22 protein-coding genes and 2 pseudogenes are annotated in these 23,316 nt (G+C 72.5%); 12 read left to right on the plus strand and 12 right to left on the minus strand.

The features are described from left to right. Positions 1-27: 27 nt before the first annotated feature. Positions 28-1,053, minus strand: coding sequence for a 4-hydroxy-3-methylbut-2-enyl diphosphate reductase (locus tag QUE38_RS02185; RefSeq protein ID WP_286309947.1), 1,026 nt, complete (start codon positions 1,051-1,053; stop codon positions 28-30). Between the two features lie 86 nt (positions 1,054-1,139). Between QUE38_RS02185 and xseA the strand changes: the two genes are divergently transcribed. From xseA to QUE38_RS02210, 5 genes are all read left to right on the plus strand, one after another. After that, positions 1,140-2,399: an exodeoxyribonuclease VII large subunit gene (gene xseA, locus QUE38_RS02190; protein ID WP_286309949.1), complete on the plus strand. Its 1,260-nt coding sequence runs from the start codon at positions 1,140-1,142 to the stop codon at positions 2,397-2,399. 10 nt (positions 2,400-2,409) lie between these two features. Continuing rightward, positions 2,410-2,658, plus strand: coding sequence for an exodeoxyribonuclease VII small subunit (locus QUE38_RS02195; RefSeq protein WP_433996935.1), 249 nt, complete (start codon positions 2,410-2,412; stop codon positions 2,656-2,658). Continuing rightward, positions 2,658-3,299: a DUF4245 domain-containing protein gene (locus QUE38_RS02200; RefSeq protein ID WP_286309951.1), complete on the plus strand. Its 642-nt coding sequence runs from the start codon at positions 2,658-2,660 to the stop codon at positions 3,297-3,299. Before QUE38_RS02195 ends, QUE38_RS02200 begins: the two co-directional genes overlap by 1 nt. Before the next feature lie 109 nt (positions 3,300-3,408). Beyond that, entirely contained in the window at positions 3,409-4,017 is a 609-nt protein-coding gene (locus QUE38_RS02205; protein WP_286311609.1) for a carbonic anhydrase, read from the plus strand. Positions 4,018-4,121: 104 nt separating this feature from the next. Continuing rightward, positions 4,122-5,486, plus strand: a complete 1,365-nt coding sequence (locus QUE38_RS02210; RefSeq protein ID WP_286311612.1) for a class II fumarate hydratase — start codon at positions 4,122-4,124, stop codon at positions 5,484-5,486. A gap of 67 nt (positions 5,487-5,553) precedes the next feature. Here the strand turns inward: QUE38_RS02210 and QUE38_RS02215 are convergent, their stop codons facing one another. The 3 genes from QUE38_RS02215 to QUE38_RS02225 all read right to left on the minus strand — a co-directional run bounded on the left by QUE38_RS02215 (position 5,554) and on the right by QUE38_RS02225 (position 9,098). Then, positions 5,554-6,924, minus strand: coding sequence for a PhoH family protein (locus QUE38_RS02215; RefSeq protein WP_433996936.1), 1,371 nt, complete (start codon positions 6,922-6,924; stop codon positions 5,554-5,556). A gap of 218 nt (positions 6,925-7,142) precedes the next feature. Next, a complete protein-coding gene (locus tag QUE38_RS02220; protein WP_286309952.1) occupies positions 7,143-8,258 on the minus strand; it encodes an aminotransferase class V-fold PLP-dependent enzyme in 1,116 nt (371 codons plus the stop codon). Positions 8,259-8,312: 54 nt separating this feature from the next. Next, positions 8,313-9,098 (minus strand): isoprenyl transferase, encoded by a 786-nt coding sequence (locus tag QUE38_RS02225; protein ID WP_286309953.1) that lies wholly within the window; start codon positions 9,096-9,098, stop codon positions 8,313-8,315. Between the two features lie 98 nt (positions 9,099-9,196). On the opposite strand from QUE38_RS02225, the gene trhA reads away from it, so the two are divergent. Further along, positions 9,197-10,003: a PAQR family membrane homeostasis protein TrhA gene (gene trhA, locus QUE38_RS02230; RefSeq protein WP_286309955.1), complete on the plus strand. Its 807-nt coding sequence runs from the start codon at positions 9,197-9,199 to the stop codon at positions 10,001-10,003. 31 nt (positions 10,004-10,034) lie between these two features. Here trhA and QUE38_RS02235 read toward each other — a convergent pair whose 3' ends face one another. Continuing rightward, on the minus strand, positions 10,035-10,343 hold the full coding sequence (locus QUE38_RS02235) for a hypothetical protein (RefSeq protein ID WP_286309956.1): 309 nt from the start codon (positions 10,341-10,343) through the stop codon (positions 10,035-10,037). Positions 10,344-10,407: 64 nt separating this feature from the next. Between QUE38_RS02235 and QUE38_RS02240 the strand changes: the two genes are divergently transcribed. Next, positions 10,408-10,809 (plus strand): DUF4307 domain-containing protein, encoded by a 402-nt coding sequence (locus QUE38_RS02240; RefSeq protein ID WP_286309957.1) that lies wholly within the window; start codon positions 10,408-10,410, stop codon positions 10,807-10,809. A gap of 56 nt (positions 10,810-10,865) precedes the next feature. Beyond that, positions 10,866-11,357, plus strand: a complete 492-nt coding sequence (gene greA / locus QUE38_RS02245; RefSeq protein WP_286309958.1) for a transcription elongation factor GreA — start codon at positions 10,866-10,868, stop codon at positions 11,355-11,357. A 60-nt stretch (positions 11,358-11,417) separates the two neighbouring features. On the opposite strand, the gene ilvA is transcribed toward greA, so the two are convergent. Beyond that, positions 11,418-12,725: a threonine ammonia-lyase gene (ilvA, locus tag QUE38_RS02250; RefSeq protein ID WP_286309960.1), complete on the minus strand. Its 1,308-nt coding sequence runs from the start codon at positions 12,723-12,725 to the stop codon at positions 11,418-11,420. Further along, a complete protein-coding gene (locus QUE38_RS02255; RefSeq protein WP_286309961.1) occupies positions 12,722-13,942 on the minus strand; it encodes an AI-2E family transporter in 1,221 nt (406 codons plus the stop codon). The genes ilvA and QUE38_RS02255 overlap by 4 nt, the downstream gene beginning before the upstream one ends. 85 nt (positions 13,943-14,027) lie before the next feature. On the opposite strand from QUE38_RS02255, the gene QUE38_RS02260 reads away from it, so the two are divergent. Further along, positions 14,028-15,272 carry a winged helix-turn-helix domain-containing protein gene (locus QUE38_RS02260; RefSeq protein ID WP_286309962.1) on the plus strand — a complete coding sequence of 415 codons (1,245 nt, stop codon included), beginning with the start codon at positions 14,028-14,030 and terminating at the stop codon, positions 15,270-15,272. Here QUE38_RS02260 and QUE38_RS02265 read toward each other — a convergent pair. The 5 genes and pseudogenes from QUE38_RS02265 to QUE38_RS17355 form a co-directional block, all read right to left on the minus strand. Further along, positions 15,269-16,141 (minus strand): M48 family metalloprotease, encoded by an 873-nt coding sequence (locus QUE38_RS02265; RefSeq protein ID WP_286309963.1) that lies wholly within the window; start codon positions 16,139-16,141, stop codon positions 15,269-15,271. The genes QUE38_RS02260 and QUE38_RS02265 overlap by 4 nt on opposite strands. Before the next feature lie 7 nt (positions 16,142-16,148). Further along, a pseudogene (locus QUE38_RS02270) lies at positions 16,149-16,714 on the minus strand (LemA family protein). 127 nt (positions 16,715-16,841) lie between these two features. Beyond that, on the minus strand, positions 16,842-18,155 hold the full coding sequence (locus QUE38_RS02275; RefSeq protein ID WP_286311615.1) for a D-arabinono-1,4-lactone oxidase: 1,314 nt from the start codon (positions 18,153-18,155) through the stop codon (positions 16,842-16,844). Beyond that, a complete protein-coding gene (locus tag QUE38_RS02280) occupies positions 18,152-19,384 on the minus strand; it encodes an alanine racemase (protein ID WP_286309965.1) in 1,233 nt (410 codons plus the stop codon). The genes QUE38_RS02275 and QUE38_RS02280 overlap by 4 nt, the downstream gene beginning before the upstream one ends. Positions 19,385-19,964: 580 nt before the next feature. Continuing rightward, positions 19,965-20,228 (minus strand): annotated as a pseudogene (locus QUE38_RS17355) (hypothetical protein); the annotation flags it as partial. A gap of 210 nt (positions 20,229-20,438) precedes the next feature. Between QUE38_RS17355 and QUE38_RS02290 the strand changes: the two are divergent. Genes QUE38_RS02290 through QUE38_RS02300 form a run of 3 tightly spaced genes read left to right on the plus strand, consistent with a single transcriptional unit; the run spans position 20,439 to position 23,302 of the window. Beyond that, the gene (locus QUE38_RS02290; protein ID WP_286309966.1) at positions 20,439-20,900 is read left to right on the plus strand and encodes a hypothetical protein; all 462 of its coding nucleotides are present in this window, start codon (positions 20,439-20,441) and stop codon (positions 20,898-20,900) included. A gap of 38 nt (positions 20,901-20,938) precedes the next feature. Then, complete coding sequence (locus QUE38_RS02295) at positions 20,939-22,366, plus strand: Ig-like domain-containing protein (RefSeq protein ID WP_286309967.1); 1,428 nt, start codon at positions 20,939-20,941, stop codon at positions 22,364-22,366. A gap of 9 nt (positions 22,367-22,375) precedes the next feature. Further along, positions 22,376-23,302, plus strand: coding sequence for a Ppx/GppA phosphatase family protein (locus tag QUE38_RS02300; RefSeq protein ID WP_286309968.1), 927 nt, complete (start codon positions 22,376-22,378; stop codon positions 23,300-23,302). Positions 23,303-23,316 lie beyond the last annotated feature (14 nt).

Genomic DNA, 23,316 nt, shown 5'->3' on the forward strand with positions numbered 1-23,316 from the left:
TTCGGCCGTGCGCCCGCAGCGAACGGGTCAGTGCTGGGCGGCGCCGCGCGCGCGACCCGAGCCCTTGAGGTCCTTGCGGAGCTCCTTCGGCAGCGAGAACATGAGGTCCTCCTCGGCCGTCTTGACCTCCTCGACCGCGCCGTAGCCGGCATCGGCGAGCTCGATCAGCACCTCCTGCACGAGGCCCTCGGGCACGGATGCCCCGCTCGTGACGCCCACGGTCTCGACGCCGTCGAGCCACGACTGCTCGATCTGCGTCGAGAAGTCGACGCGGTACGCGGCCTTCGCGCCGTACTCGAGCGCGACCTCGACGAGGCGCACGCTGTTCGACGAGTTCGCACTGCCGACCACGATCACGAGGTCGGCGCCCTGCGCCACCTTCTTGATGGCGACCTGACGGTTCTGCGTGGCGTAGCAGATGTCGTCCGACGGCGGGTCCTGCAGGTTCGGGAACCGCTCGCGCAGGCGCCGCACGGTCTCCATGGTCTCGTCGACAGAGAGCGTGGTCTGCGAGAGCCAGACCACCTTGTCGGGGTCCTTCACCTCGATGTTCGGCACGTCGTCGGGGCTGTTGACGAGCGTCACGTGGTCGGGCGCCTCGCCCGCGGTGCCCTCGACCTCCTCGTGGCCCTCGTGGCCGATGAGCAGGATCTCGTAGTCGTCGCGCGCGAAGCGCACGGCCTCGCGGTGCACCTTGGTGACCAGCGGGCAGGTCGCGTCGATCGCGTGCAGGCCGCGGTCGGCGGCCGCGCCCACGACGGCCGGCGAGACACCGTGCGCGCTGAAGACGATGTGCTCACCCTCGGGCACCTCGTCGACCTCCTCGACGAAGATCGCGCCCTGCTTCTCGAGCTCGGTGACGACGTGGATGTTGTGCACGATCTGCTTGCGCACGTACACCGGCGCGCCGTAGTGCTCGAGCGCCTTCTCGACCGCGATCACGGCCCGGTCGACGCCCGCGCAGTACCCTCTCGGAGCGGCGAGCAGCACCTTCTTCTCGCCAGCGACCGGGGTATCCTTGAGCCGCCCGCGCACCGCGGGAACGCGGGGCATGCCGAGGGCGACTCGGGGGCATCCGTGGTGATCGTCACGCCGCCAGTCTACGGGCCGCCGCCTGGGCACCGGCCCGAGAGGAGACCATGACCGACGCCCCCTCGACGCGCGATGCACCGTGGCCCGTCGCCCTGCTCTCCGAGAAGCTGCGCGGGTACATCGACCGTCTGGGCACCGCCTGGGTCGAGGGCGAGGTCACCCAATGGGGCGTCTCGAACGGCAACGTCTACGGCAAGCTGAAGGACCTCGATCGGGACGCCACGCTGAGCTTCACGCTCTGGTCGTCGGTGCGCGCGCGCCTCACCGAGCAGTTCGCGCAGGGCGACCGGGTCGTCGCGCTCGTGAAGCCGAACTGGTGGGTCAAGGGCGGCTCGCTCACCATGCAGGTGTACGAGCTGCGCCACGTCGGGCTCGGCGACCTGCTCGAGCGCCTCGAGCGCCTGCGCGCCCAGCTCGCCGCCGAGGGACTGTTCGACCCGGCGCGCAAGCGCCCGCTGCCCTTCCTGCCGCACCGCATCGGGCTCGTCACCGGCCGCGACAGCGACGCCGAGCAGGACGTGCTGCGCAATGCCCGCCTGCGCTGGCCGTCGGTGGACATCCGCCTCGAGTACGCAGCCGTGCAGGGCGACCGCACGGCCCGCGAGGTGAGCCGCGCGATCGAGCTCCTCGACGCCGACCCCGAGGTCGACGTCATCATCGTCGCGCGCGGCGGCGGCGACTTCCAGAACCTGCTCGGCTTCTCGGACGAGCGCGTGCTGCGCGCCGCTGCCGCCGCGACGACGCCCATCGTGAGCGCCATCGGGCACGAGGCCGACCGGCCGCTGCTCGACGAGGTGGCCGACCTCCGGGCATCCACACCGACGGATGCGGCCAAGCGCGTGGTCCCCGACGTGGCCGATGAACTGGCCCGCGTCCGCCAGGCTCGCGCGCGCATCGGCGCGCGCATGGCGCACCTGGTCGCCGCCGAGTTCGACCGCATCGGCCAGCTGCGCTCGCGCCCCGTGCTCGCCGACCCGCGCACCATGGTCGACGCGCGCGCCCAGGAGATCACGCGCTGGGTCGCACGCGGCAGCGACCTCGCCGAGCGCGCCGTCGAACAGGCCCGCGTCGCCACCGACCAGTTGCACGCGCGCCTGCGCGCGCTGTCGCCGCAGGCGACGCTCGATCGCGGCTACGCGATCGTGCAGCGCGCCGACGGACGCATCGTGCGCGAGCCCGCCGATGCGCCCGCGGGTGACGAAGTGCTCGTGGCCCTGCCGGTCGGCTCGATCCGCGCCGAGTCGCTCGGCCCGGGCGACCGCGAGGGCGACGCCCCGCCCGCCGAGCACGCAGGAAGCGCCGAATAGAATGGATCCCATGCCCACGCACGACGACATCGCCGAGCTCAGCTACGAGCAGGCGCGCGACGAGCTCGTCCGCGTCGTCGGCGAACTCGAGCAGGGCGCCCCGACGCTCGAGCACTCGCTCCAGCTCTGGGAGCGCGGCGAGGCACTGGCCGCCCGCTGCGAGGAGTGGCTCGTCGGCGCGCGCGCACGCCTGGAGGCCGCGCGCACGGGCGCCGGCACCGAGGCATCCGGCGCCCCCGACCGCGGAGCCGAGGCCTGATGGCCCGCGGACCCCGCGTGGTCGCCGAACTCGGCCGACCCGAGACGCCCGACGAGACCGCAGCGCGCAAGGCGCAGGGCGCGGCCGACCGCCGGCGCCGGCAGACGGTCGGCAACCTGATCGGCTCGCTGCTCGCGTCGCTCGCGGTCATGGCCGTCATCGTGCTGATCGTGCCCCGCAGCGACACCCCGATCGAGCCCGACGTCGACGTGGCGGCCGTGGCCGAGCAGGCCGCGATCGCCACCTCCGAGACGCTCGCCGTGCCGGAGCTGCCCGAGGGCTGGCGCTCGAACGCCGCCGAGCTGCGCACCAGCGGCGCCGACGGCATCACGAGCTGGTACGTCGGGTACCTCACGCCAAGCGACGAGTACGTCGGCATGTACCAGGCGTTCGACGCGAACCCCACCTGGGTCGCCGAGACCCTCGAGCGCACGCTCGCGGCCGGTGTCACCGACATCGCCGGCGTCGAGTGGACCGTGTACGACAACCGCGACATGGTCGACGACGTCGGCAACGCCCGCTACGGCCTCGTCACCGAGGCGGGCGGCAGCACGTTCGTGCTGCTCGGCACCGCCACGGACGACGAGTTCCAGACGCTCGCCACCGAGATCGCCCCCGCGGTGATCGCCAACCAGCCCTGATCGCCACCCGGCACCGCACCACCGCGCACCCGCCCGCCCCCTCGAGAACGGACCCGCAGATGGCCCGCACCGACTCCCCTTCCTCCCGGTCTCGCCCCGCGACACCTGGATCGCCCTGCGCGACGGCAACCGCCGCTTCGTCGCCGGCACCCCGGAGCACCCGCACCAGGACGTCGAGCGCCGCGCCGCGCTCTCGCAGGGCCAGCGGCCGCTGGTCGCCATCTTCGGCTGCGCCGACTCGCGCCTCTCCGCCGAGATCATCTTCGACGTCGGCCTCGGCGACGCCTTCGTGGTGCGCAACGCGGGCCAGGTCGTGTCCACCGACGTGCTCGGCTCGCTCGAGTACGCCGTCGGCGTGCTGGGCGTGCCGCTCATCCTCGTGCTCGGCCACGACGCGTGCGGCGCCGTGCAGGCCGCGATCGACTCGCAGGCCACCGACGCCGACCCGCTGCCGCCGAACATCCAGACCGTCGTCGACCGCATCGTGCCGGCCGTGCGCAAGGTCGCGGGGGTGGCGGCGGATGCCCCGGTGCAGCCGTCGCACGTCGACGCGGGGTTCGTCGGCCGCGAGCACCTGCGCGACACCGTCTCCGAGATGATCGAGCGTTCCGAGCTGATCAGCGCCGCGATCGCGGAAGGTACGCTTGCTGTCGTCGGAGCGAACTACCGGCTCATGGAGGGCCGGGTCGAGACCGACGTCGTCGTCGGCCAGCTCTGAGCGGACGACGACACCCCCGCCGGGCATCGCCCCGGCACGCCGACGAAAGGGACGCACACACCGTGGTGGACAACCAGGCCGAGTACCGGATCGAGCACGACACGATGGGCGAGGTCAGGGTTCCCGCCTACGCCCTGTACCGCGCGCAGACGCAGCGGGCGGTCGAGAACTTCCCGATCTCGGGCGCGACGCTCGAGTCCGCGCAGATCGCCGCGCTCGCCCGCATCAAGAAGGCCGCAGCGCTCGCCAACGCCGAGCTGGGCGTGCTCGACCGCGCCATCGCCGACGCGATCGCCGGCGCGGCCGACGAGGTCATCTCGGGGCGCCACGACGCGCACTTCCCGGTCGACGTGTACCAGACCGGCTCGGGCACGTCGTCGAACATGAACATGAACGAGGTGCTCGCAACCATCGCGACCGAGCGCCTCGGCTCGCCCGTGCACCCGAACGACCACGTCAACGCGTCGCAGTCGTCGAACGACGTCTTCCCGACCTCGGTGCACATCGCCGTCACCAGCGCGCTGATCGACGACCTCATCCCCTCGCTCGACCACCTCGCGGTCTCCCTCGAGGCCAAGGCCGAGCTCTGGGCGAACGAGGTCAAGTCGGGCCGCACGCACCTCATGGACGCCACACCCGTGACCCTCGGCCAGGAGTTCGGCGGCTACGCGCGCCAGCTCCGCCTCGGCATCGAGCGCGTGCAGTCGGCCCTCCCCCGCGTGGCCGAGGTGCCGCTCGGCGGCACCGCCACCGGCACCGGCATCAACACGCCCGCCGGCTTCCCGCAGCGCGTGATCGCGATCCTCCAGGAGGAGACCGAGCTGCCGATCACCGAGGCGCTCGACCACTTCGAGGCGCAGGCGAACCGCGACGGGCTGGTCGAGGCATCCGGCGCCCTCCGCACCATCGCCGTGAGCCTCACCAAGATCTGCAACGACCTGCGCTGGATGGGCTCGGGCCCGAACACCGGCCTCGGCGAGCTGCACATCCCCGACCTCCAGCCCGGCTCGTCGATCATGCCCGGCAAGGTCAACCCGGTCGTGCCCGAGGCCGTGCTCATGGTCGCCTCGCGCGTGGTCGGCAACGACGCGTCGATCGCGTGGTCCGGGGCATCCGGCTCGTTCGAGCTGAACGTGCAGATCCCCGTCATGGGCACCGCGCTGCTCGAGTCGATCCGCCTGCTCTCCAACGCGGTGCGCGTGCTCGCCGACAAGACCGTCGACGGGCTCGAGGCGAACACCGAGCGCACGAGCGCGCTGGCCGGCATGTCGCCGTCGATCGTGACGCCGCTCAACAAGGTCATCGGCTACGAGGCCGCCGCGAAGATCGCCAAGCACTCGGTCGCCAAGGGCATCACGGTGCGCGAGGCCGTCGTCGACCTCGGCTACGTGGAGCGCGGCGAGGTCACCGAGGAGCAGCTCGACGCCGCCCTCGACCTGCTGAAGATGACGCGCCCGCCGCAGGCGTAGTCACCGCCGCTCGAACGACCGAGGCGCCCCGCGATCCGATCGCGGGGCGCCTCGAGCGTGTCGCGGGTCAGTGCACCTCGTAGCCGTCGAGCATCTCCGCCACGAGCGCGGCGATCGCCGAGCGCTCCGAGCGGGTCAGGGTGACGTGGCCGAAGAGCGGATGCCCCTTGAGCGTCTCGATCACGGAGGCGATGCCGTCGTGCCGGCCGACGCGCAGGTTGTCTCGCTGGGCGACGTCGTGGGTGAGCACCACGCGCGAGTTCTGGCCGATGCGCGAGAGCATCGTGAGCAGTACGTTGCGCTCGAGCGACTGCGCCTCATCGACGATCACGAACGCGTCGTGCAGCGACCGGCCGCGGATGTGCGTGAGCGGCAGCACCTCGAGGATGCCCCGGTCGACGACCTCGTCGAGCACGTTCTGCGAGACGAGCGCGCCGAGCGTGTCGAACACCGCCTGGCCCCAGGGGTTCATCTTCTCGCCCTGGTCGCCCGGCAGGTAGCCGAGCTCCTGGCCGCCGACGGCGTACAGCGGGCGGAAGACCATGATCTTCTTGTGCTGCTGGCGCTCGAGCACCGCCTCGAGTCCCGCGCAGAGCGCGAGCGCCGACTTGCCGGTGCCGGCGCGTCCGCCGAGCGAGAGGATGCCGACCTCGGGGTCGAGCAGCAGGTCGATCGCGAGGCGCTGCTCGGCCGATCGGCCGTGCACGCCGAACACGTCGCGGTCGCCGCGCACGAGCCGCATGGTGCGCTCGCCCACGACGCGCGCGAGCGCGGAGCCGCGCTCCGACTGCACGACGAGCCCGGTGTTGGTCGGCAGGCCCTGCACGAGGTCGCTGTCGAGGGTCTCGTGCTCGTAGAGCGACGCCATGTCGTCGCCGCCGAGCGCGAGCTCCGACATGCCCGTCCAGCCCGAGTCGACGGCCAGCTCGTGGCGGTACTCCTCCGCGTCGATGCCGATCGAGGCGGCCTTGACGCGCAGCGGGAGGTCCTTCGAGACGACCGTGACGGCCACGCCGTCGTTGGCCAGGTTCATCGCGCACGCGAGGATGCGCGAGTCGTTGTCGCCGAGCCGCATGCCGCTCGGCAGCACGGCCGGGTTGGAGTGGTTCAGTTCGACGCGGAGCGAGCCGCCGTCGCCGACCGGGATGGGGAAGTCCAACCGCTCGTGCTCGACGCGCAGCTCGTCGAGGATGCGCAGCGCCTGCCGGGCGAAGTAGCCGATCTCCGGGTCGTGGCGCTTGGCCTCGAGCTCGGTGATGACGACCACCGGCAGGATGACCGCGTGCTCCGCGAAGCGGAACAGCGCCTTGGGATCGGACAGCAGGACGGACGTGTCGAGCACGTACGAACGTTCCGCCTGCGGGATCTTCGCGGCTCGGGCCCGATGGGCCTCGCTCGCCGGCTGGTTGGTGGACTTCGGTGTTTCGAGTGAGGTCACAACCGCTCCCACTCCGAGCTGCCGCTCGGCTCTTGCGAGCCGGCCACGCAGCTTCGGTTCGAGTCGTACGCGGCCGCCTCGACCAGGCGCTTTGCCTGATGCTCCGACGGTACGTCCGGCAGCCGACATGGCGGGTAACCGACACGCGGAACGAAACGCGACCGACACGAGATCGTCGCCTCCGCGTTGCCTGCCGGTCGGAAGCGGACCGAGCCGGATCAGTACCCGGTCGTGGAGAACGACACGAACGCCGCCCGCAGCATGTCGAGGGTCTCCCGGGTCGTGCCCGCGTGCACCGACAGGCGCACGGTGCCGCCCCGCGTGGTCGACGTGATGCCGTGGTTGTGCAGCGCCGCGGTCAGCGCGCTGAGGCGCTCGGGCTCGGGCTCCAGCACCACGATGCCGGCACGCTCCCGCTCGTCGCGCGACGACGCGAGCGGCACCGCGAAGTCGTCGGCCAGGTCGATGACGTCGCTCACGTTGCGCGCGACCGCCGAGGCGATCTCGGCGACGCCGACCTCGGCGATCTCCTCGAGCGCGACGGCGAGGCGCGACTCGGCGATCGGGTCGGGCACCGAGGTGCGGTAGGCACGGGCATCCGGAGCCGGCGGCGGCACCTCGCCCCAGACCTCGGTCTCCTCGGTGCCGGTGTAGCCCGAGAAGACCGGCACGAGCAGGTCGACCGCGCGCTCCGACAGCGCGAGGAACCCGGTGCTCCACCCCGCCCGGCACCACTTCTGCCCGCCCGACGCGATGACGTCGACGTGCTCCCACGGCGCGTCCACGATGCCGAAGCCCTGGATGGCGTCGACGATCAGCAGGCGGTCGCCGATGACCTGTCGGATGCCCTCGAGATCGGCGACGTACCCGGTGCGCGAGTCGACCAGGCTGACCGCGACGGCGACCGTGTTGTCGGCGAGCTGCCGCCGGATCTGCCCCGGCGTGACGCGTCCGTGGTCGGTCTCCAGCCACGTCGGCTGCACGGTGTGCAGCGCCTCCTGCGCGCGCACCGCCGCGAGCGGCAGGCTCGGGAACTCGTCGGGCGAGAGCAGCACGTTCCCGGTCAGCCCGAACATGGCGTGCAGCAGGCCCGAGGTCGTGTTCGGCTGGAACGCGATGCGGTCGACGTCGAAGCCGGTCAGCGTCGACACCGCGGTGCGCAGCCGGAGGTCCTGCTCGGCGAGCACGTCGAGGCTGCCGTGCCGCACCCGTCGGAGGAAGTCTGCGAGGACGTTGCCCTCCTCGAGCACCGCCCGCGACAGCGGCCCGGTGCGCGCGTAGTCCAGGTAGCCGGGCTCCTCGTCGAACCCGTCGATGAAGCGGTCGAGACTCACGTGGCCTCACCTCCGCGGCTCATTCTGGCAGAGGCGCCCGACGTGCTGCGGGCCTCATCCACCGAACCGGCGGTGCCGGCTCGAGAAGTCGCGCACCGCGCGCAGGAAGTCGACGCGCCGGAGGTCGGGCCCCAGCGCCTCGACGAAGTAGAACTCGCTGTGCGCGGCCTGCCACAGCATGAAGTCGCTCAGCCGCTGCTCGCCCGAGGTGCGGATCACGAGGTCGGGGTCGGGCTGGCCGCCCGTGTACAGGTGCTCGCCGATGAGGTCGGGCGTGAGCGATTCGGCCAGGTCTTCGAGGCTGCGCCCCTCGGCATGGTGGGAGGCGACGATCGAGCGCATCGCGTCGGTGATCTCCCGGCGGCCGCCGTAGCCGACCGCGAGGTTCACGTGCAGCCCGGTGCGGCCCGCGGTGCGCGCCTCCGCGGCCTCGAGCGCGGCCACGAGCGGCTCGGGCAGCCCCTCGCGGGAGCCGACGTGCTGCACGCGCCAGTCGCGGTAGCGCGACAGCTCGTCGGCCAGGTCGGCGATGATCTCGACCAGGTCGGAGAGCTCGGAATCGGAGCGGTTGCCGAGGTTGTCGGCCGAGAGCAGGTAGAGGGTGACCACCTGGATGCCCAGGTCGTCGCACCACTCCAGGAACTCGCGCATCTTCGCCGCGCCCGCGCGGTGCCCGTGCGCCGCGGTCTCGTAGCCCAGCTGCTTCGCCCAGCGGCGGTTGCCGTCGATGATCATCGCCACGTGGTGCGGCAGCGTCATCGACTCGAGCTCGCGCTGCAGTCGATTCGCATACAACCGGTAGAGGATGCCGCGGCCGGTGGATCGTTCCCGCTTCTGCACGGTGACTACCGTACTCCGGCGCCGGCGGGAGCCGTGGCCGCGCCGATGCACTCCACACTCCCAGCTTCGCGGCATATGCGCTGTCCTACGCTTGCTGCATGACCCCGCGCAGCACCGCCAGACCCGAAGACGTCGCCGAGCACCTCGGCCACCCGGTCGCGGAGCTGGACGAGTCCGACCGCGCGGTCGCCGCCGACGAGCGCCGCGACCCGCACCTGCCGAACATCCCGCTGCTCGACGCCTCGGTCGCGAACCCCGCCGACATCCGACCCAGCTGGCGCGGCTGGATCCACGCGGGCACCTTCCCGGTCGCGATCGCGGCGGGCATCGTGCTCATCACGCTCGCCGAGGGTGCTCCCGCCAAGTGGGCGTCCGCGGTGTTCATGCTCACGTCGCTGCTGCTGTTCGGCAACTCCGCGCTGTACCACCGGTTCGACTGGTCGCCCAAGGTCAAGGTGATCCTGAAGCGCATCGACCACGCCAACATCTTCCTGCTCATCGCGGGCACCTACACGCCGCTCGCGATCCTGGCGCTGCCGCCCGAGAAGGGCTGGCTACTGCTCGGCATCGTCTGGGGCGGAGCCCTGCTCGGCATCGGCTTCCGGGTGTTCTGGATCACCGCGCCGCGCTGGCTCTACGTGCCGATCTACGTGCTGCTGGGCTGGGCCGCGATGATGTACATCGTCGACCTCGTGAACGCGAACGTCGCCATGATGGTGCTCGTCTGCGTCGGCGGCGTGCTCTACACCGCCGGTGCGGTGGTGTACGCGATCAAGAAGCCGAACCCGTGGCCGGGCCACTTCGGCTTCCACGAGATCTTCCACGTGTTCACCGTGCTGGCGTTCCTCTGCCACTGGACGGCGACGCTGCTGATCGCACTCGCGCCCGCCTACCACGCGGGCTGAGTCCGGGCCCGTCGCCCCGAGCGCCGCGGCGTCAGCCGCGCGGTTCGTCGGGCTTCTCGGTCGGCGCCTCGCCCGAGGCATCCGTCGTCTCGCCCTGCTCCCCCGCGTTGGCCGCGGCCTCGGCCTCGGCCGCGAGCTGCTCGGCCTCGAGGCGCTCGCGGATCTCGGCGCGGTAATTGGTGCGGCGGATGCGGCGGACCATGTCGAGCACCAGCAGGATGACCACCAGCATCAGCACGAAGATCGCGATGAAACCGAGCGGGCCGGGCGTCACCGAATCGGGATCGAACTCCTCCTCGGCCGTGCGGACGAGGAGCACCGCGACGGCGGAGAACGGCATGGAGGATCCTTCGATCTGGCGGAGATTAGGCTGTCTCCAGCGTAATCGATGGAAGGGAGCGCACGTGGCCGACGACGTGCTCGCCGAACGGTACGGGCGCACCCGCTCGTCGAAGCGGCGGGAGCGCACGATCCTCGTCACCGTCGCCGCGGTGTTCGCCGTCGTGTTCGTCGCGTGGGTCGTCTGGGCGGGCCTCGACGGCACGCGCCCCACCCTCGAGGTGAAGGACACCGGCCACCGCCTCCTGACGGACCAGCGGGCGGTCGAGGTGCGCTTCGACCTCTCGGCACCGGTCGGCAGCGACACCGCCTGCGTGGTGCAGGCGCTCAACGAGGAGTTCGTCGTCGTGGGCTGGAAGGTCATCGAGATCCCGGCGTCCGACGAGTACACCCGCACCTTCACCGAGACCGTCCGCACGGCGCAGGAGGCCAACACCGGTTTGATCTACCGGTGCTGGCTGACCTAGAATCAATGATTCGCCCCGACAGTCGTCGGGGCGCGACGTGTATCTGGAGGAGAACCATGGCGCAGGACGCTACGGTCACCTGGCTCACCCAGGACGCCTACGACCGCCTGGCCGGCGAGCTCGAGCACCTCAGCACCGCCGGTCGCGACGAGATCGCGAAGCGGATCGAGGCGGCCCGTGAGGAGGGCGACCTCAAGGAGAACGGCGGCTACCACGCCGCGAAGGACGAGCAGGGCAAGCAGGAGGCGCGCATCCGGCAGCTCACCGCGCTGCTGCGCAGCGCCGAGGTCGGCGACGCCCCCGAGTCGCACGGCGTCGTCGAGGCCGGCACGGTCGTCACCGCCACCATCGCGGGCGACTCCGAGACCTTCCTCGTCGGCAACCGCGAGATCGCGGGCGATTCCGAGCTCGACGTGTACAGCCCGCAGAGCCCGCTCGGCGAGGCGATCATCGGCCTGAAGGTCGGTGAGTCGACGACGTACACCGCCCCCAACGGGCGCGAGATCAAGGTGAAGGTCACCGAGGTGGCCACCTGGGACGGCAAGTAGGCCCGACCGAACGACACGAGGCCCCCGCCACGATGGCGGGGGCCTCGTTCGTCCGTCGGGCTACTCGCCGACGACCGGGTCGTAGCCGGCGTCGCGCAGGATGCGCAGCACGTGCGCGCTGTGGTCGGGCCCGCGGGTCTCGACCGACATCTTGAGGGCGACCTCGGTGATCATCAGGTCGGAGCCGTGCCGCGTGTGCAGCACCTCGACCACGTTCGCGTTCGCCTCGGCGATGAGCTCGGAGATGCGCGCGAGCTGCCCCGGGCGGTCGGGCAGGCCGATCGTGAGGGTCAGGTAGCGGCCGGATGCCGCGAGGCCGTGTGCGACCACGCGCTGCATGAGCAGCGGGTCGATGTTGCCGCCCGACAGCAGCGCGACCGTCGGGCCGGAGCCCGTCACCTGGCCCGAGAGGATCGCCGCGACCGAGACCGCGCCCGCGGGCTCGACCACGAGCTTGGCGCGCTCGAGCAGTACCAGCAGGGCGCGCGCGATGTCGTCGTCGGACACCGTGACGATCTCGTCGACCGTCTCGCGGATGATGTCGAAGTTGAGCGTGCCGGGGCGGTAGACGGCGATGCCGTCGGCGATGGTCGGCACGACGGGCACCGACGTCGGCGCACCGGCGGCGAGCGACGGGAGGTACGGGGCCGCGTTGCGGGCCTGCACGCCCACGACGCGGAGCGTGCGACCGAGCTGCGCGGCACGCTGCTTCGCGGCGCTCGCAATGCCCGAGGCGAGCCCGCCGCCCCCGATCGGCACGATGATCGTCTCGACGTCGGGCGCCTGCTCGAGGATCTCGAGGCCCAGCGTGCCCTGGCCGGCGATCACGTCGGGGTGGTCGTACGGCGGGATGACGACCGCGCCCGTCTCCTCGGCGAACGCGGAGGCCGCGGCGAGCGTCTCGGCGATCTCGCCGCCCTCGAGCACGACGTCCGCGCCGTACGCGCGCGTCGCCTCGAGCTTCGGCAGGGCGACGCCGACCGGCATGAAGATGGTCGCGCGGATGCCCAGCTCGCGCGCCGCGTAGGCGACGCCCTGCGCGTGGTTGCCGGCCGACGCGGCCACGACGCCGCGCGCCTGCTCCTCGGCGCTCAGCTGCGAGATGCGGTGGTACGCGCCGCGGAGCTTGTACGACCCCGTGCGCTGCAGGTTCTCGCACTTCAGGTGCACGGGCACGCCGAGTCGCGTGGCGAGGAAGCGGGAGGTCTCCATGGGCGTGCGGCGTGCGACCGCGGCCACGTTCGCCGCAGCGGCCTCGAACGCGGCGAGGTCGGGGCCCGGGAAGCGCGGCTCCGAGGCATCCGCTCGCTGTTCGTGCTGTTCGTCGGCGCTGGCCGGGCCGTCGCGATGGTCGACGGGCATGGTCATGTCGTGTTCCGCTTCCTTCGTGAGAATCCCCGCACCTCCTGCGGCACCGTCGTCCACAGCGGCGACCGGATCGTGGCCGGCGGGGGAGCCTGATTCTTCCACACGCCGCTGGAGACGTAGAGGATCATGACGTTCGCCACCGCCGCGATCGGCACCGCGAACAGTGCGCCCGGGATGCCCGCGAGCAGCGACCCCGTCGCCACCGCGACCACCACGCCGAGCGGATGCACCTTGACGGCGGTGCCCATGATGAGCGGCTGCAGCACGTGGCCCTCGATCTGCTGCACGAGCAGCACGACGCCCAGCATGAGCAGCGCGATGACCCAGCCGTTGAAGACGAGGGCGACGAACACCGCGAGCGCGCCGGTCACGATCGCGCCGACGAACGGCACGAACGAGCCGAGGAAGACCAGGATGCCGATGGGGATCGCCAGCGGCACGCCGAGCAGGAACGCGCCGGTCGCGATGCCGATCGCGTCGATCGTCGCGACCAGGATCTGCACGCGGACGAAGTTGCGCAGCGTCGACCACCCGGCCTCGCCGGCGCCGTTGATCGCGGCGCGAGACCGTCGCGGCATCACGCTGACCAGCCAGTTCCAGATGCCGCGGCCGTCGATCAGGATGAACAGCGTCGCGAACAGCGCGAGCAGCATGCCGGCGATGAAGTGACCGAGGGTGCTGCCGACGGACAGCGCCCCGGAGATGAAGATGCCGCTGTCGGCCTGGATCGTCTCGAAGATCTGCGCGATGAAGTCGTCGACCTGTGCCTGGGTGATGTGCAGCGGGCCGTCGAGCAGCCACGCCTGCAGTTCGTCCCACGCGACCAGGGTCTGCGCCTCGAGCTCGCCGTAGGCGCGCACGATCTGGCTGATGCCGAGGGTGAGGAGGCCCGCGACGGCCGCGATCGTACCGAGCATCGCGACCGTGACCGCGAGCCACTTGGGCCAGCGATGGTGCATGAGCCACTTCACGAAGGGCACGAGCAGCGCGCCGAGCAGCACCGCGACCAGCAGCGGGATGACGATCAGGCGCAGCTGGATGATCAGGAAGATGACGACCGCGAGCACCGCGCCGACGAGCAGGAGGCGCCACGACCAGGCGGCCGCGAGGCGCATGGCGGGCGGGATCGACTCCTCGATCTCCGGTGGCTCGGGAGCATCCGCGTCGCGCTTGCGACCGAACATGGACCCCCACCGGCTTCCCCGCGAATCCGCCATTGGCCCAGTCTAGGGTCGGTGCATGTCGCGTGCCGCATGCGCGGACCCCCCGATGTGGGCGGGCACCGGTAGCGTCGCAGGCATCATGGTCGATCAGGTCTCCCCCGCCCTCGCCCGCCGCATCGCGCTCGCCGCGCAGGGCTTCGGCCGGGTGCGCCCGGTCGCGCCGGGCCTTCGGCAGGTGCGCGGCGTGGTCGATCGGCTCGGCCTGCTGCAGATCGACTCGGTGAACGTCTTCGAGCGCAGCCACTACCTGCCGGCGCTCAGCCGTCTCGGCCCGTACGATCGCGGCCACCTCGACCGGCTCGCGTACGGCCGGCGCGGCCGGATGGTCGAGTACTGGGCGCACCAGGCCGCGTTCGTGCCGCGCGAGCTCTGGCCGCTGTTCGGGTTCCGGCGCGCCGGGTACCTCGCGAAGGGCAGCGACTGGGGCGGCTACGTGTCGGACAACCGGCCCCTGTCGGAGTGGCTCGTCGACGAGCTGCGCGCGAACGGGCCGATGCGCGCGAGCGAGATCGAGCACGACGCGAACGAGCGGCGCGGGCCGTGGTGGGGCTGGTCCGACGTCAAGCGCACGCTCGAGTGGATGTTCCGCACGGGCGAGGTCGTGTGCGTCGAGCGCGTGCGGTTCGAGCGCGTCTACGCGCTGCCCGAGCAGGCGCTGCCGGGCGAGTTGCTCGACGCGTCGCCGTCGGAGGACGAGCAGGTGCGGGAGCTCGTCGCCCTCGCGGCATCCGCCCTCGGCATCGCGACGGAGGCCGACCTCGCCGACTACTGGCGCATGCTGCGGGCCCGGGTGAAGCCCGCGATCCGCGACCTGGAGGACGCCGGCGTGCTGCTGCCCGTCGAGGTGCCGGGGTGGGGTGCGAACGGGCGCCCCGGCCGTGCGTGGCTGCACGCCGATGCCCGCCGGCCGCGCCGCATGGAGGCGGCCGCGCTGCTGTCGCCGTTCGACCCGGTCGTGTGGTTCCGCCCGCGCACCGAGCGCATGTTCGACTTCCACTACCGCATCGAGATCTACACGCCGGAGCCCGAGCGCGTGTTCGGCTACTACTCGCTGCCGCTGCTCGTCGACGAGGCGATCGTCGGCCGCGTCGACCTCAAGGCCGACCGCAAGGCGGGCGTGCTGCGTGTGCAGTCGGCCTGGGCCGAGGCGGATGCCCCCGAGGAGACCGCCGCCCGCCTCGTGCCGCTCCTCCGGGACGCCGCCGTCTGGCAGGGCCTCGACGACATCGCGGTCGCGGGCCGCGGCACCCTCTCCCCGCGGTCGCGGCAGAGCTCGCCCGCGCCTGATCGGCGCCGAGCTCCCCCTCGCCTGACCGGCTTCTAGAACGAGCCGCCCATGGTGCGCAGGCGCTCGACCCGCTCGGGGATCGGGGGGTGCGTCGCGAAGAGGCGGTCGATGACGCCGGGCTTGATCGGGTCGGCGATCCAGAGGTGGGCCATGGACGAGCTCTGCTTCCGCATCGGCCGGCCGTAGGCGCCGAGCTTCTCCAGCGCCCGCGCGAGCGCCTCGGGGTGGCGGGTGGTCATCGCCCCCGTGGCATCCGCCAGGTATTCGCGCTGACGGGAGACGGCGAGCTGCACGACCGTCGCCACGATCGGCGCGATGAGCATCGCGGCGAGGCCGACGATGAAGACGACCGGGTTCTGGTTGTTGCCGCGGCCGAAGAACGCCATGCGCAGGAACATGTCGGCGATGAAGCCGACCGCGACGACGAGGCCGAACACGATCATCGAGACGCGGATGTCGTAGTTGCGCACGTGACCGAGTTCGTGCGCCATGACGCCCTCGAGCTCGGAGTCGTCCATGATGTCGAGCAGCCCGGTGGTCGCCGCGACGATCGCGTGCTCGGGGTCTCGCCCGGTCGCGAACGCGTTCGGCGCGGGGTCGTTGACGATGTAGACCTTCGGCATGGGCGTGCCGGTCGCGATCGACAGGTTCTCGACCGTGTTCCAGAGGCGCGGGTGGTCGGCCTTCGTACGCACCTGCACCGCGCCCGACATCGAGATGGCCTGCTTGTCGGCCATGAAGTACTGGAACAGCGCGTAGCCGCCCGCGAACAGCACCGTCCAGATGAGGATGGCCCAGCTCTGGTACACGTAGGCCGCGAGCCATCCGAGCCCGCCGATGATGGCGAGGAACAGGATGATGATGAAGACGGTGTTGCGCTTGTTCTTCGCGATCGCGCGATACATCTAGCGCCTAGAACTGCACGCGAGGGGCTCGGCGATCGCCGCCGGCTCGTCGACCTCGAAGAACTCGCGCTCGCTGAACCCGAGGCCCCGCACGAACAGGGTGTTCGGGAAGACCTTGATCTTGGTGTTCAGCTCGCGCACCCCGCCGTTGTAGAACCGGCGGGCGGCCTGGATCTTGTCTTCGGTGTCCACGATCTCGGCCTGCAGCTGGAGGAAGTTCTGGCTCGCCTGCAGCTGCGGGTACGCCTCGGCGACGGCGAAGATCGACTTCAGCGCCTGCTGCATGTGGTTCTCAGCAGCGGATGCCTCGGCCGGACCCTGCGCGGAGAGTGTCTCGGCGCGCGCCTTGGTGACGTTCTCGAAGACGGACTTCTCGTGCGCGGCGTAGCCCTTGACCGTGTTGATCAGGTTCGGCAGCAGGTCGGCCCTGCGCTTCAGCTGCACGGTGATGTCGCTCCACGCCTCGTCCACCCGCACGTTGAGCGTGACGAGCGAGTTGTACGTCGCCCACAGGTAGATGCCGACGATGACGACCAGCGCGACGACGATGAGGACGGGGATCAGCCATTCCATGGCGAATGCTCCTTGCGACAAGGCAAACGTGCGGGATGTGCACAATCCTACTCGCCGCGCTGTGCGGCACCTGTGGGATCTCCCTGATTGTGGGCGAGTTCCGAGGCAGCGGACCCCGGTCGCCGCCTCAGGCGCCCAGCACCCGGTCGAGGTAGGGGTTCGCGAACCGTCGTTCCGGGTCGAGCCGGTCGCGCACCGCGAGGAAGTCGTCGAACCTGGGGTACGCCTCGCGCAGGTACTCGGCCGTGCGCGTGTGCATCTTGCCCCAGTGCGGGCGGCCGCCGTGCGCGACCATGATCTCCTCGACGCCGGCGAAGTACTCCGTCGGATCCTCGCGGAAGTACCGGTGCACCGCGATGTAGCCGGTCGGGCGCTGGTACGCGGTCGACAGCCACACGTCGTCGGCCGCGGCGGCGCGCACCTCGATCGGGAAGCTCACGCGCCATCCCCGCCGCTCGATGAGGGCGCGCACCTCGCGGAACGCCTCGGGCACCCGCTCGAGCGGCAGCGCGTACTCCAACTCGCGGAACCGCACCGCGCGGCGCGAGGCGTACACGCGGGCCGACCGGTCGCTCCACTCGCGGCTCGAGAGCGCGCGCTCGACGAGCTTCGCGGCGTGCGGCGTGAGCGGCGGCGCGAGCTTCCCCAGCACGCTCACCGCGCCGACCGCGCCGTTGGCGAGCAACTCGTCGTCGACGAAGCGGGCGAACGGATGCTGCGGGGCGAGCGCTGCATCCACGGGCATCCGCGTGTTGGTCATCGTCAGCACCCGCGACGTGTGCGGGAACCAGTAGAACTCGAAGTGGTCGACGCCTGCGACGCGGTCGGTCCACTCCTCGAGCACGGCGTCGAGCGGCTCGGGTCGCTCCGCGGCGTGCAGCGCGAACTCGGGCACGAGGTCGAGGTCGAGCTCGACGAGCACGCCCAGGGCGCCGAGGCCGAGGCGCACCGCCGGCAGCAGTTCAGGGTGCTCGGTGGCGCTCACCGACAGCAGCTCGCCGGTGCCCGTCACGATGCGGGCGCCCGCGATGCGCGTGGCGAGCCCGCCGAAGGCGAGCCCCGTGCCGTGCGTGCCGGTCGAGGTCGCGCCGGCGATCGACTGCCGGTCGATGTCGCCCATGTTCTGCATTGCGAGGCCGTGCGGCGCCAGCAGCTCGGGCAGGCGGAACAGGCGCGTGCCGGCGCGCAGCGTGACGCGTCCGGTCGCCTCTTCGACCGCGACGAGGCCCGAGAGGTCGTCGAGGTCGAGCTGCACGTCGGGTGCGACCGCGATTCCGCTGAAGCTGTGGCTCGCGCCGACGGGCTTGACGCGCAGGCCGGCGCGCCCCGCAGCCTGCACCGCGCGCTGCACGGCCTCGGGGGTTGCGGGGCGCTCGACCCGGTGCGGCTTCACGCGCTCGGTGCGGCCCCAGTTGCGCCAGGTGCCGCCCGATGCCGTCACAGGAATGCCCTGCCGTCGCCGCGGTAGGTCGACACGACGTCGACGACCCGGCCCCCGTGCACGACCTGGAACGCGTCGAGGTGCTCGCTCAGCTCGCCCGACTTCGCGTGGCGCAGCCAGACACGGTCGCCCGGGCGCAGGTCGCCGGCGTCGCCGCCGATCACCGGGCTCTGCACCTCGCCGGCGGCCTCCCGCCCGATGAACGAGAGCCCGGCGGGGTGCACGGGCTTGGGCAGGCGGTCCTCCCCGGGCGGGCCCGACGCGATCCAGCCGCCGCCGAGCAGGGTCGCGTGCTTGCCATCGGGGCGACGCACCACGTCGAGGGCGAAGGCGGATGCGGGTGCCGGCGTGAACCCGGCGTAGCCGTCGAAGTAGTGCCCGGCGAACAGGCCGCTGCCCGCCGCGAGCTCCGTGACCGACGGGTCGCTCGCGGTGAGCTCGAGCGAACCGGTGCCGCCGCCGTTGACGAACCGCAGGTCGACGTGCCGGCCGACCGCGGCGACCACGGCCGCGCGACGCTCGCGCAGCTCCTCCATCGAGCGTTCGCGCATCCACCGCAGGAACCGGCCCGAGGGACCTGCGGCGCCGTCGGCGATGCCGGCGACCTGCGCCTCGTAGGCCATGAGCCCGATGAGGCGGAACCCCGGCCGCTCGGCGATGCGCGCGGCGAGCTCGCCGGCCTGCTCGGGCGTGCGCACGGGCGATCGCCGCACGCCGACGTGGCCGAGGCCGGGCGCGCGCCACGCGGCATCCAGTTCGAGGCAGACCTGCACGGTCTCGCGGCGTGAGGGGGCGAGCACCCGGTCGATCAGGTCGAGCTGCTCGACCGAGTCGACCATGATCGTGACGCGACGTGCGAGCTCGGGGTCGATCGACAGCGAGCGGATGGCCCCGCGATCGGCCGTCGGGTAGCCGACGAGCACGTCGTCGATGGTCGTCGCCAGCCACAGCGCCTCGGCGAGCGTGTACGCCATGACGCCCGAGTAGCCGGGCACGCGCAGCAGCGCCTCGATGACCGGGCGGGAGCGGATCGACTTCGACGCGACGCGGATCGGCACGCCGTTCGCGCGCCGCAGCATGTCGGCGGCGTTCCAGCGCAGCGCGCCCAGGTGCAGTCCGCCGAGCGGCGCGTCGAGGCCGGACGTCGCGGCGTCGAGCTCGGCGGCGACGCGGCCGGCGTCGGGGCGGGGGCCGACGGCGTCGGGGCGGGGTGCGAGGTCGAGGGTCACGTGATGGCTCCTGGGGCGGGATCGGAGTCGGCGGGGTCGGGGGTGCGGCGGCGGCGTGCTCGGCGGCGGCGTGCTCGGCGGCCTCCGAGTGGGCGGGCGCGGAGTCGGGCACGGCCTCGCGGCCGATCGTCTCGGCGAGCAGGTCGATCGCGGCCTCGGCCGCCGCGTCGTCGCGCGTGACGAGCCAGGTCATGGTGATGCCGTCGGTCATGGCGACGAGCAGGCCCGCGATGTCGCGCACCGGGCGACGCCAGCGCACGCCCGCGCGTGCGGCCGCGGCGTCGAGGGACGCCTCGGCGAGGTCGTGGTATCGCCGGTACTGGCGCCGGGCCACGTCGTGCCGTTCGGGGTCGCGCAGCGCGTGCTGGGTGAGCTCGAGCATCGCCTGCTCCGCGTCGGGGTCGCCGCGCAGGTGGTCGAGGTAGCGCCGAAGGCCGAGCCGCACCACGTCGCCGACGTCGGATCCGGGGAGCTCGTCGACGAGCAGGGCCGCCCCCTCGGCGCCGACGACGTGCTCGATCAAGGCGTCGACGAGTTCGTCGCGCGAGTCGAACGCGTAGTGGAAGCTGGCGAGCGACATGCCCGCCTCGGCGACGATCGCTCGGGTGGTGGCCTGCGCGAGCCCACGGCGTGCGACCACGCGCAGCGCGGCGCGCACGAGCGCCTCGCGCCGATCGGCGGCGGACATGCGTGGCATCCGGCCTCCCCTGGCCCGACTCTGGACTGGGTCAGTTGACCCAGTTTCGCCCAGTATGCCGCAATGCGGCGTCACGGTGCGACGACGATCCACACGGGGTGCGAGAATCGTAGTCGGGGGACGCATGCCGGTCGAGAGGCGCCGCATCGCGGCCGATACGGCCGCGCGCTCCGGCGCGCCCGGCGCCGACCGGCCGCAGCGCCGGAGACGCACCGTGGGCGCGGCCCTCGCCCTCTCCGTCGCCGCACTGTTCGGCGCCGCAGCGCTGGCCTCCGCGCCGGCAGCGGCCGCTCCGACGGCACCGACCGCTCCCCGGGCCTCGCCCCGGCCATCCAGTCGCCGGCCGACGGCGCGCTCGTGCTGTCACGCACCGTCGACGTCTCCGGCACCCGGCCGGCGGGCGCCGAGGTCACGCTCTCCAACCCGGCCGGCGGCGGGCCCCTCTGCGTGGTCGCCGCGGACGCCTCGCGCACCTGGAGCTGCCGGGTGACCCTGCCCGACGGCCCGAGCGTGCCGATCCGCGCGTCGGCCACGTCCGCGGGTGGCACGGCCACCGACCAGATCACGGTCGCCGTGCTCGGCCCGCCGTTCGTGCGGGTGCCCGACGGTGCGACCGACGGCACCGTCGCGGGCCTCGCGTATCCCGGCGCGGAGGTACGGGTCGGCGACCACACGGGCGGCGCGTGCGCGGCGACGGCAGACGCCTCGCGCGAGTGGTCGTGCATCCTCTCGGGCGGCAGCGGCGCCGAGCGACGGGTGCAGGCCACCCAGTCCACCGGGTTCAGCGCACCGTCGCGGTCCGCGCCCAGCGCCCCCTGACCATCCGGGTCGACCTCGCCGCACCCGCCGCACCGTTCGTGCGCACCCCGCGCGACGGCGCGCGCCTCGACACGGGCGCGGCGACCGCGCGCGGCGTCGGCGAGCCGGGCGCCGAGGTCACGATCTACGAGGCGGGCGAACTGCTCTGCACGACGACCGTCGGCTCGGACGGCGCGTGGACCTGCGCCATCAGCGCACTCGGCGCAGGCTCGCACGTGCTCACGACCCTGCAGACCGACGCGGTGGGCAACATCAGCAACCCGACCGCGATCAACGTGCTCGTCGGCGAGGCGGCTGCGGGCGGCGACGCAGGCGACGACGAAGCGGATGCCCCGGGCGGCACGTCCGAGCGCACGGACGCGGGGTCGGGATCAGGGGCCGACTCGGGGTCCGGCGCAAGCGACGAGCCCGATGCGGGCGGCACCGGGGGCTCGTCGTCGGAGTCCGCCGACGGCACGACGGGCACCGTCGAGGCCGGCGCCGCCGGGCCCGCGGGCGACTGGTCGCGCGCGACCGGCCTCACGACGGCCGTGCCGAGCGTCGCCACCGCCTCGGCGCTGCCCTGGATCGGCGCCCTCATCGCCGCGCTCATCGCGATCGTCGCCGTCGCGCTCCCGGCGCGTCTGATCCCCGCCCGTGCCGGCGCCGGCAACGCGGCCCTCCACCCCGCGGGGCGCAATCGGGTCGCATCCGACTTCGACCGCACGCCCGTGGTGCCGATCGGCCGTCGCACCGCGGTCGCACTCGCCGTCGTCGTCGCATCACTGCTCGCCCTCATCACGACACCGGTCGCCGCGCTCGGAACCGCGATGCGGACGCTGCTCGCGATCGGCATCGCCCTCGCGATCGTCAACGTCGTCGCATCCGTGCTGCCCGCCCTGCTGATGCGCCGGGTGCCGACCGCGAAGGCGCGCACGGTCGCCGCCCCCTGGGGCATCGTGCTCGTCGCCGTCGCGTCGTTCGCCGCCCGCGTCGTGGGCTTCGACGCCGTCGTGCTGTCCGGCGTGGTCACGCGCGTGCGCTTCGACGGCCAGTCGCCTGCCGCGGTACGCGGACGGGTCGCGGTGCTGCGCATCACCGGCCTGCTGCTGCTCGCGCTGGGCGCCTGGGCGGGCCTCCAGGTCGCGCCCGCCGCCGACGGATTCTCGCACACGCTCGTGGCCGAGGTGCTCACGGTCGTCACGCTCTCGGCCGCCACATCGGCGGCCGCGCTGCTCGTGCCGCTGCCGCACACGGCGGGCCGCGCGATCATGAACCGCTCACCGGTCACGTGGGCGCTCCTCGCCCTGGGGGCGGGAGTGCTGGTCGCGCTGCTCGTCTCGACGCGGTACGCGGAGTCGACGCTGCCCGTGCTGGCCCCCGCGCTCGCGGCGGGCCTCGCGGTGATCGCCGCGGTGGCCGGCCTCGTGCGGCTGCGGCGGTGGCTCGCCGCCCGACGCGGCGCGGAGGCCCCGGCCGGCCGATAGGCTCGACCCATGCGACTTGGGGTGCTCGACGTGGGCTCCAACACCGTTCACCTGCTCGTGGTCGATGCTCATCGCGGCGCCGCACCGGTACCGAGCGCCTCGCACAAGTCGGTGCTCCGGCTCATGCGCTACCTCGGCGACGACGGGGCGATCAGCGACGAGGGCGTCGACGCCATCCTCACCGCGATCCGCGGCGCGGTCGCGACCGCCGAGGAGGCCGGCGTCGAGGAGCTGCTGCCGCTCGCGACCTCCGCGCTGCGCGAGGCGACGAACGGCGAGGAGGTGCTCGCGCTCATCGCGCGCGAGACCGGCGTCGAGCTGCGCGTGCTCTCGGGCGAGGACGAGGCGCGCATCACCTTCCTCGCCGTGCGCCGCTGGTACGGCTGGTCGGCCGAGCAGCTGCTGCTGTTCGACATCGGCGGCGGGTCGCTCGAGATCGCCGCGGGCGGCGACGAGCAGCCCGACGTCGCCATCTCGGTGCCGCTCGGTGCGGGGCGCTCCACGATCGGATTCCTCCCCGACGACCCGCCGACCCGCGACCAGCTCGACGCGCTGCGCACGCATGCGGCGGGCGTGCTCGCAGAGGCGCGCGAGCAGTTCGCCGAACTCCCCGACCCCGCCCACGTGGTCGGCTCCTCGAAGACGATCCGCTCGCTCGCCCGGCTCGCCGGCTCGGTCGTCGACGGCGTCGGGTCGAACGAGCGCAGCCTGCTGCGCCTGCGCCAGCTCGACGACTGGGTGCCGCGCCTGGCGAAGATCCCGGCCGACGCGCGCACCGCGCTGCCCGGCATCACGGCCGATCGCACGTTCCAGATCGTCGCCGGCGGCGTCGTGCTCGCCGAGACCATGCGGGCGTTCGAGGTGAAGGAGCTCGAGGTCTCGCCGTGGGCGCTGCGCGAGGGCGTGCTGCTGCGCTACCTCGACCTGCTGAGCTGACCCCCGAGGGTGCA

This window comes from Agromyces mangrovi, from assembly GCF_030296695.1.
GTDB classification, from domain to species: Bacteria; Actinomycetota; Actinomycetes; order Actinomycetales; family Microbacteriaceae; genus Agromyces; species Agromyces mangrovi.

Excerpts from the sequence above, each read along its gene's own strand:
- QUE38_RS02235 (WP_286309956.1), bottom strand. The coding sequence starts at position 10,343 with ATGCCGTTCTCCGCCGTCGCGGTGCTCCTCGTCCGCACGGCCGAGGAG.
- QUE38_RS02210 (WP_286311612.1), top strand. The coding sequence starts at position 4,122 with ATGGGCGAGGTCAGGGTTCCCGCCTACGCCCTGTACCGCGCGCAGACG.
- xseA (WP_286309949.1), top strand. The coding sequence starts at position 1,140 with ATGACCGACGCCCCCTCGACGCGCGATGCACCGTGGCCCGTCGCCCTG.
- QUE38_RS02265 (WP_286309963.1), bottom strand. The coding sequence starts at position 16,141 with ATGTATCGCGCGATCGCGAAGAACAAGCGCAACACCGTCTTCATCATC.
- ilvA (WP_286309960.1), bottom strand. The coding sequence starts at position 12,725 with ATGACCATGCCCGTCGACCATCGCGACGGCCCGGCCAGCGCCGACGAA.
- QUE38_RS02300 (WP_286309968.1), top strand. The coding sequence starts at position 22,376 with ATGCGACTTGGGGTGCTCGACGTGGGCTCCAACACCGTTCACCTGCTC.
- QUE38_RS02185 (WP_286309947.1), bottom strand. The coding sequence starts at position 1,053 with ATGCCCCGCGTTCCCGCGGTGCGCGGGCGGCTCAAGGATACCCCGGTC.
- QUE38_RS02260 (WP_286309962.1), top strand. The coding sequence starts at position 14,028 with ATGGTCGATCAGGTCTCCCCCGCCCTCGCCCGCCGCATCGCGCTCGCC.
- QUE38_RS02255 (WP_286309961.1), bottom strand. The coding sequence starts at position 13,942 with ATGGCGGATTCGCGGGGAAGCCGGTGGGGGTCCATGTTCGGTCGCAAG.
- trhA (WP_286309955.1), top strand. The coding sequence starts at position 9,197 with ATGACCCCGCGCAGCACCGCCAGACCCGAAGACGTCGCCGAGCACCTC.
- QUE38_RS02200 (WP_286309951.1), top strand. The coding sequence starts at position 2,658 with ATGGCCCGCGGACCCCGCGTGGTCGCCGAACTCGGCCGACCCGAGACG.
- greA (WP_286309958.1), top strand. The coding sequence starts at position 10,866 with ATGGCGCAGGACGCTACGGTCACCTGGCTCACCCAGGACGCCTACGAC.
- QUE38_RS02195 (WP_433996935.1), top strand. The coding sequence starts at position 2,410 with ATGCCCACGCACGACGACATCGCCGAGCTCAGCTACGAGCAGGCGCGC.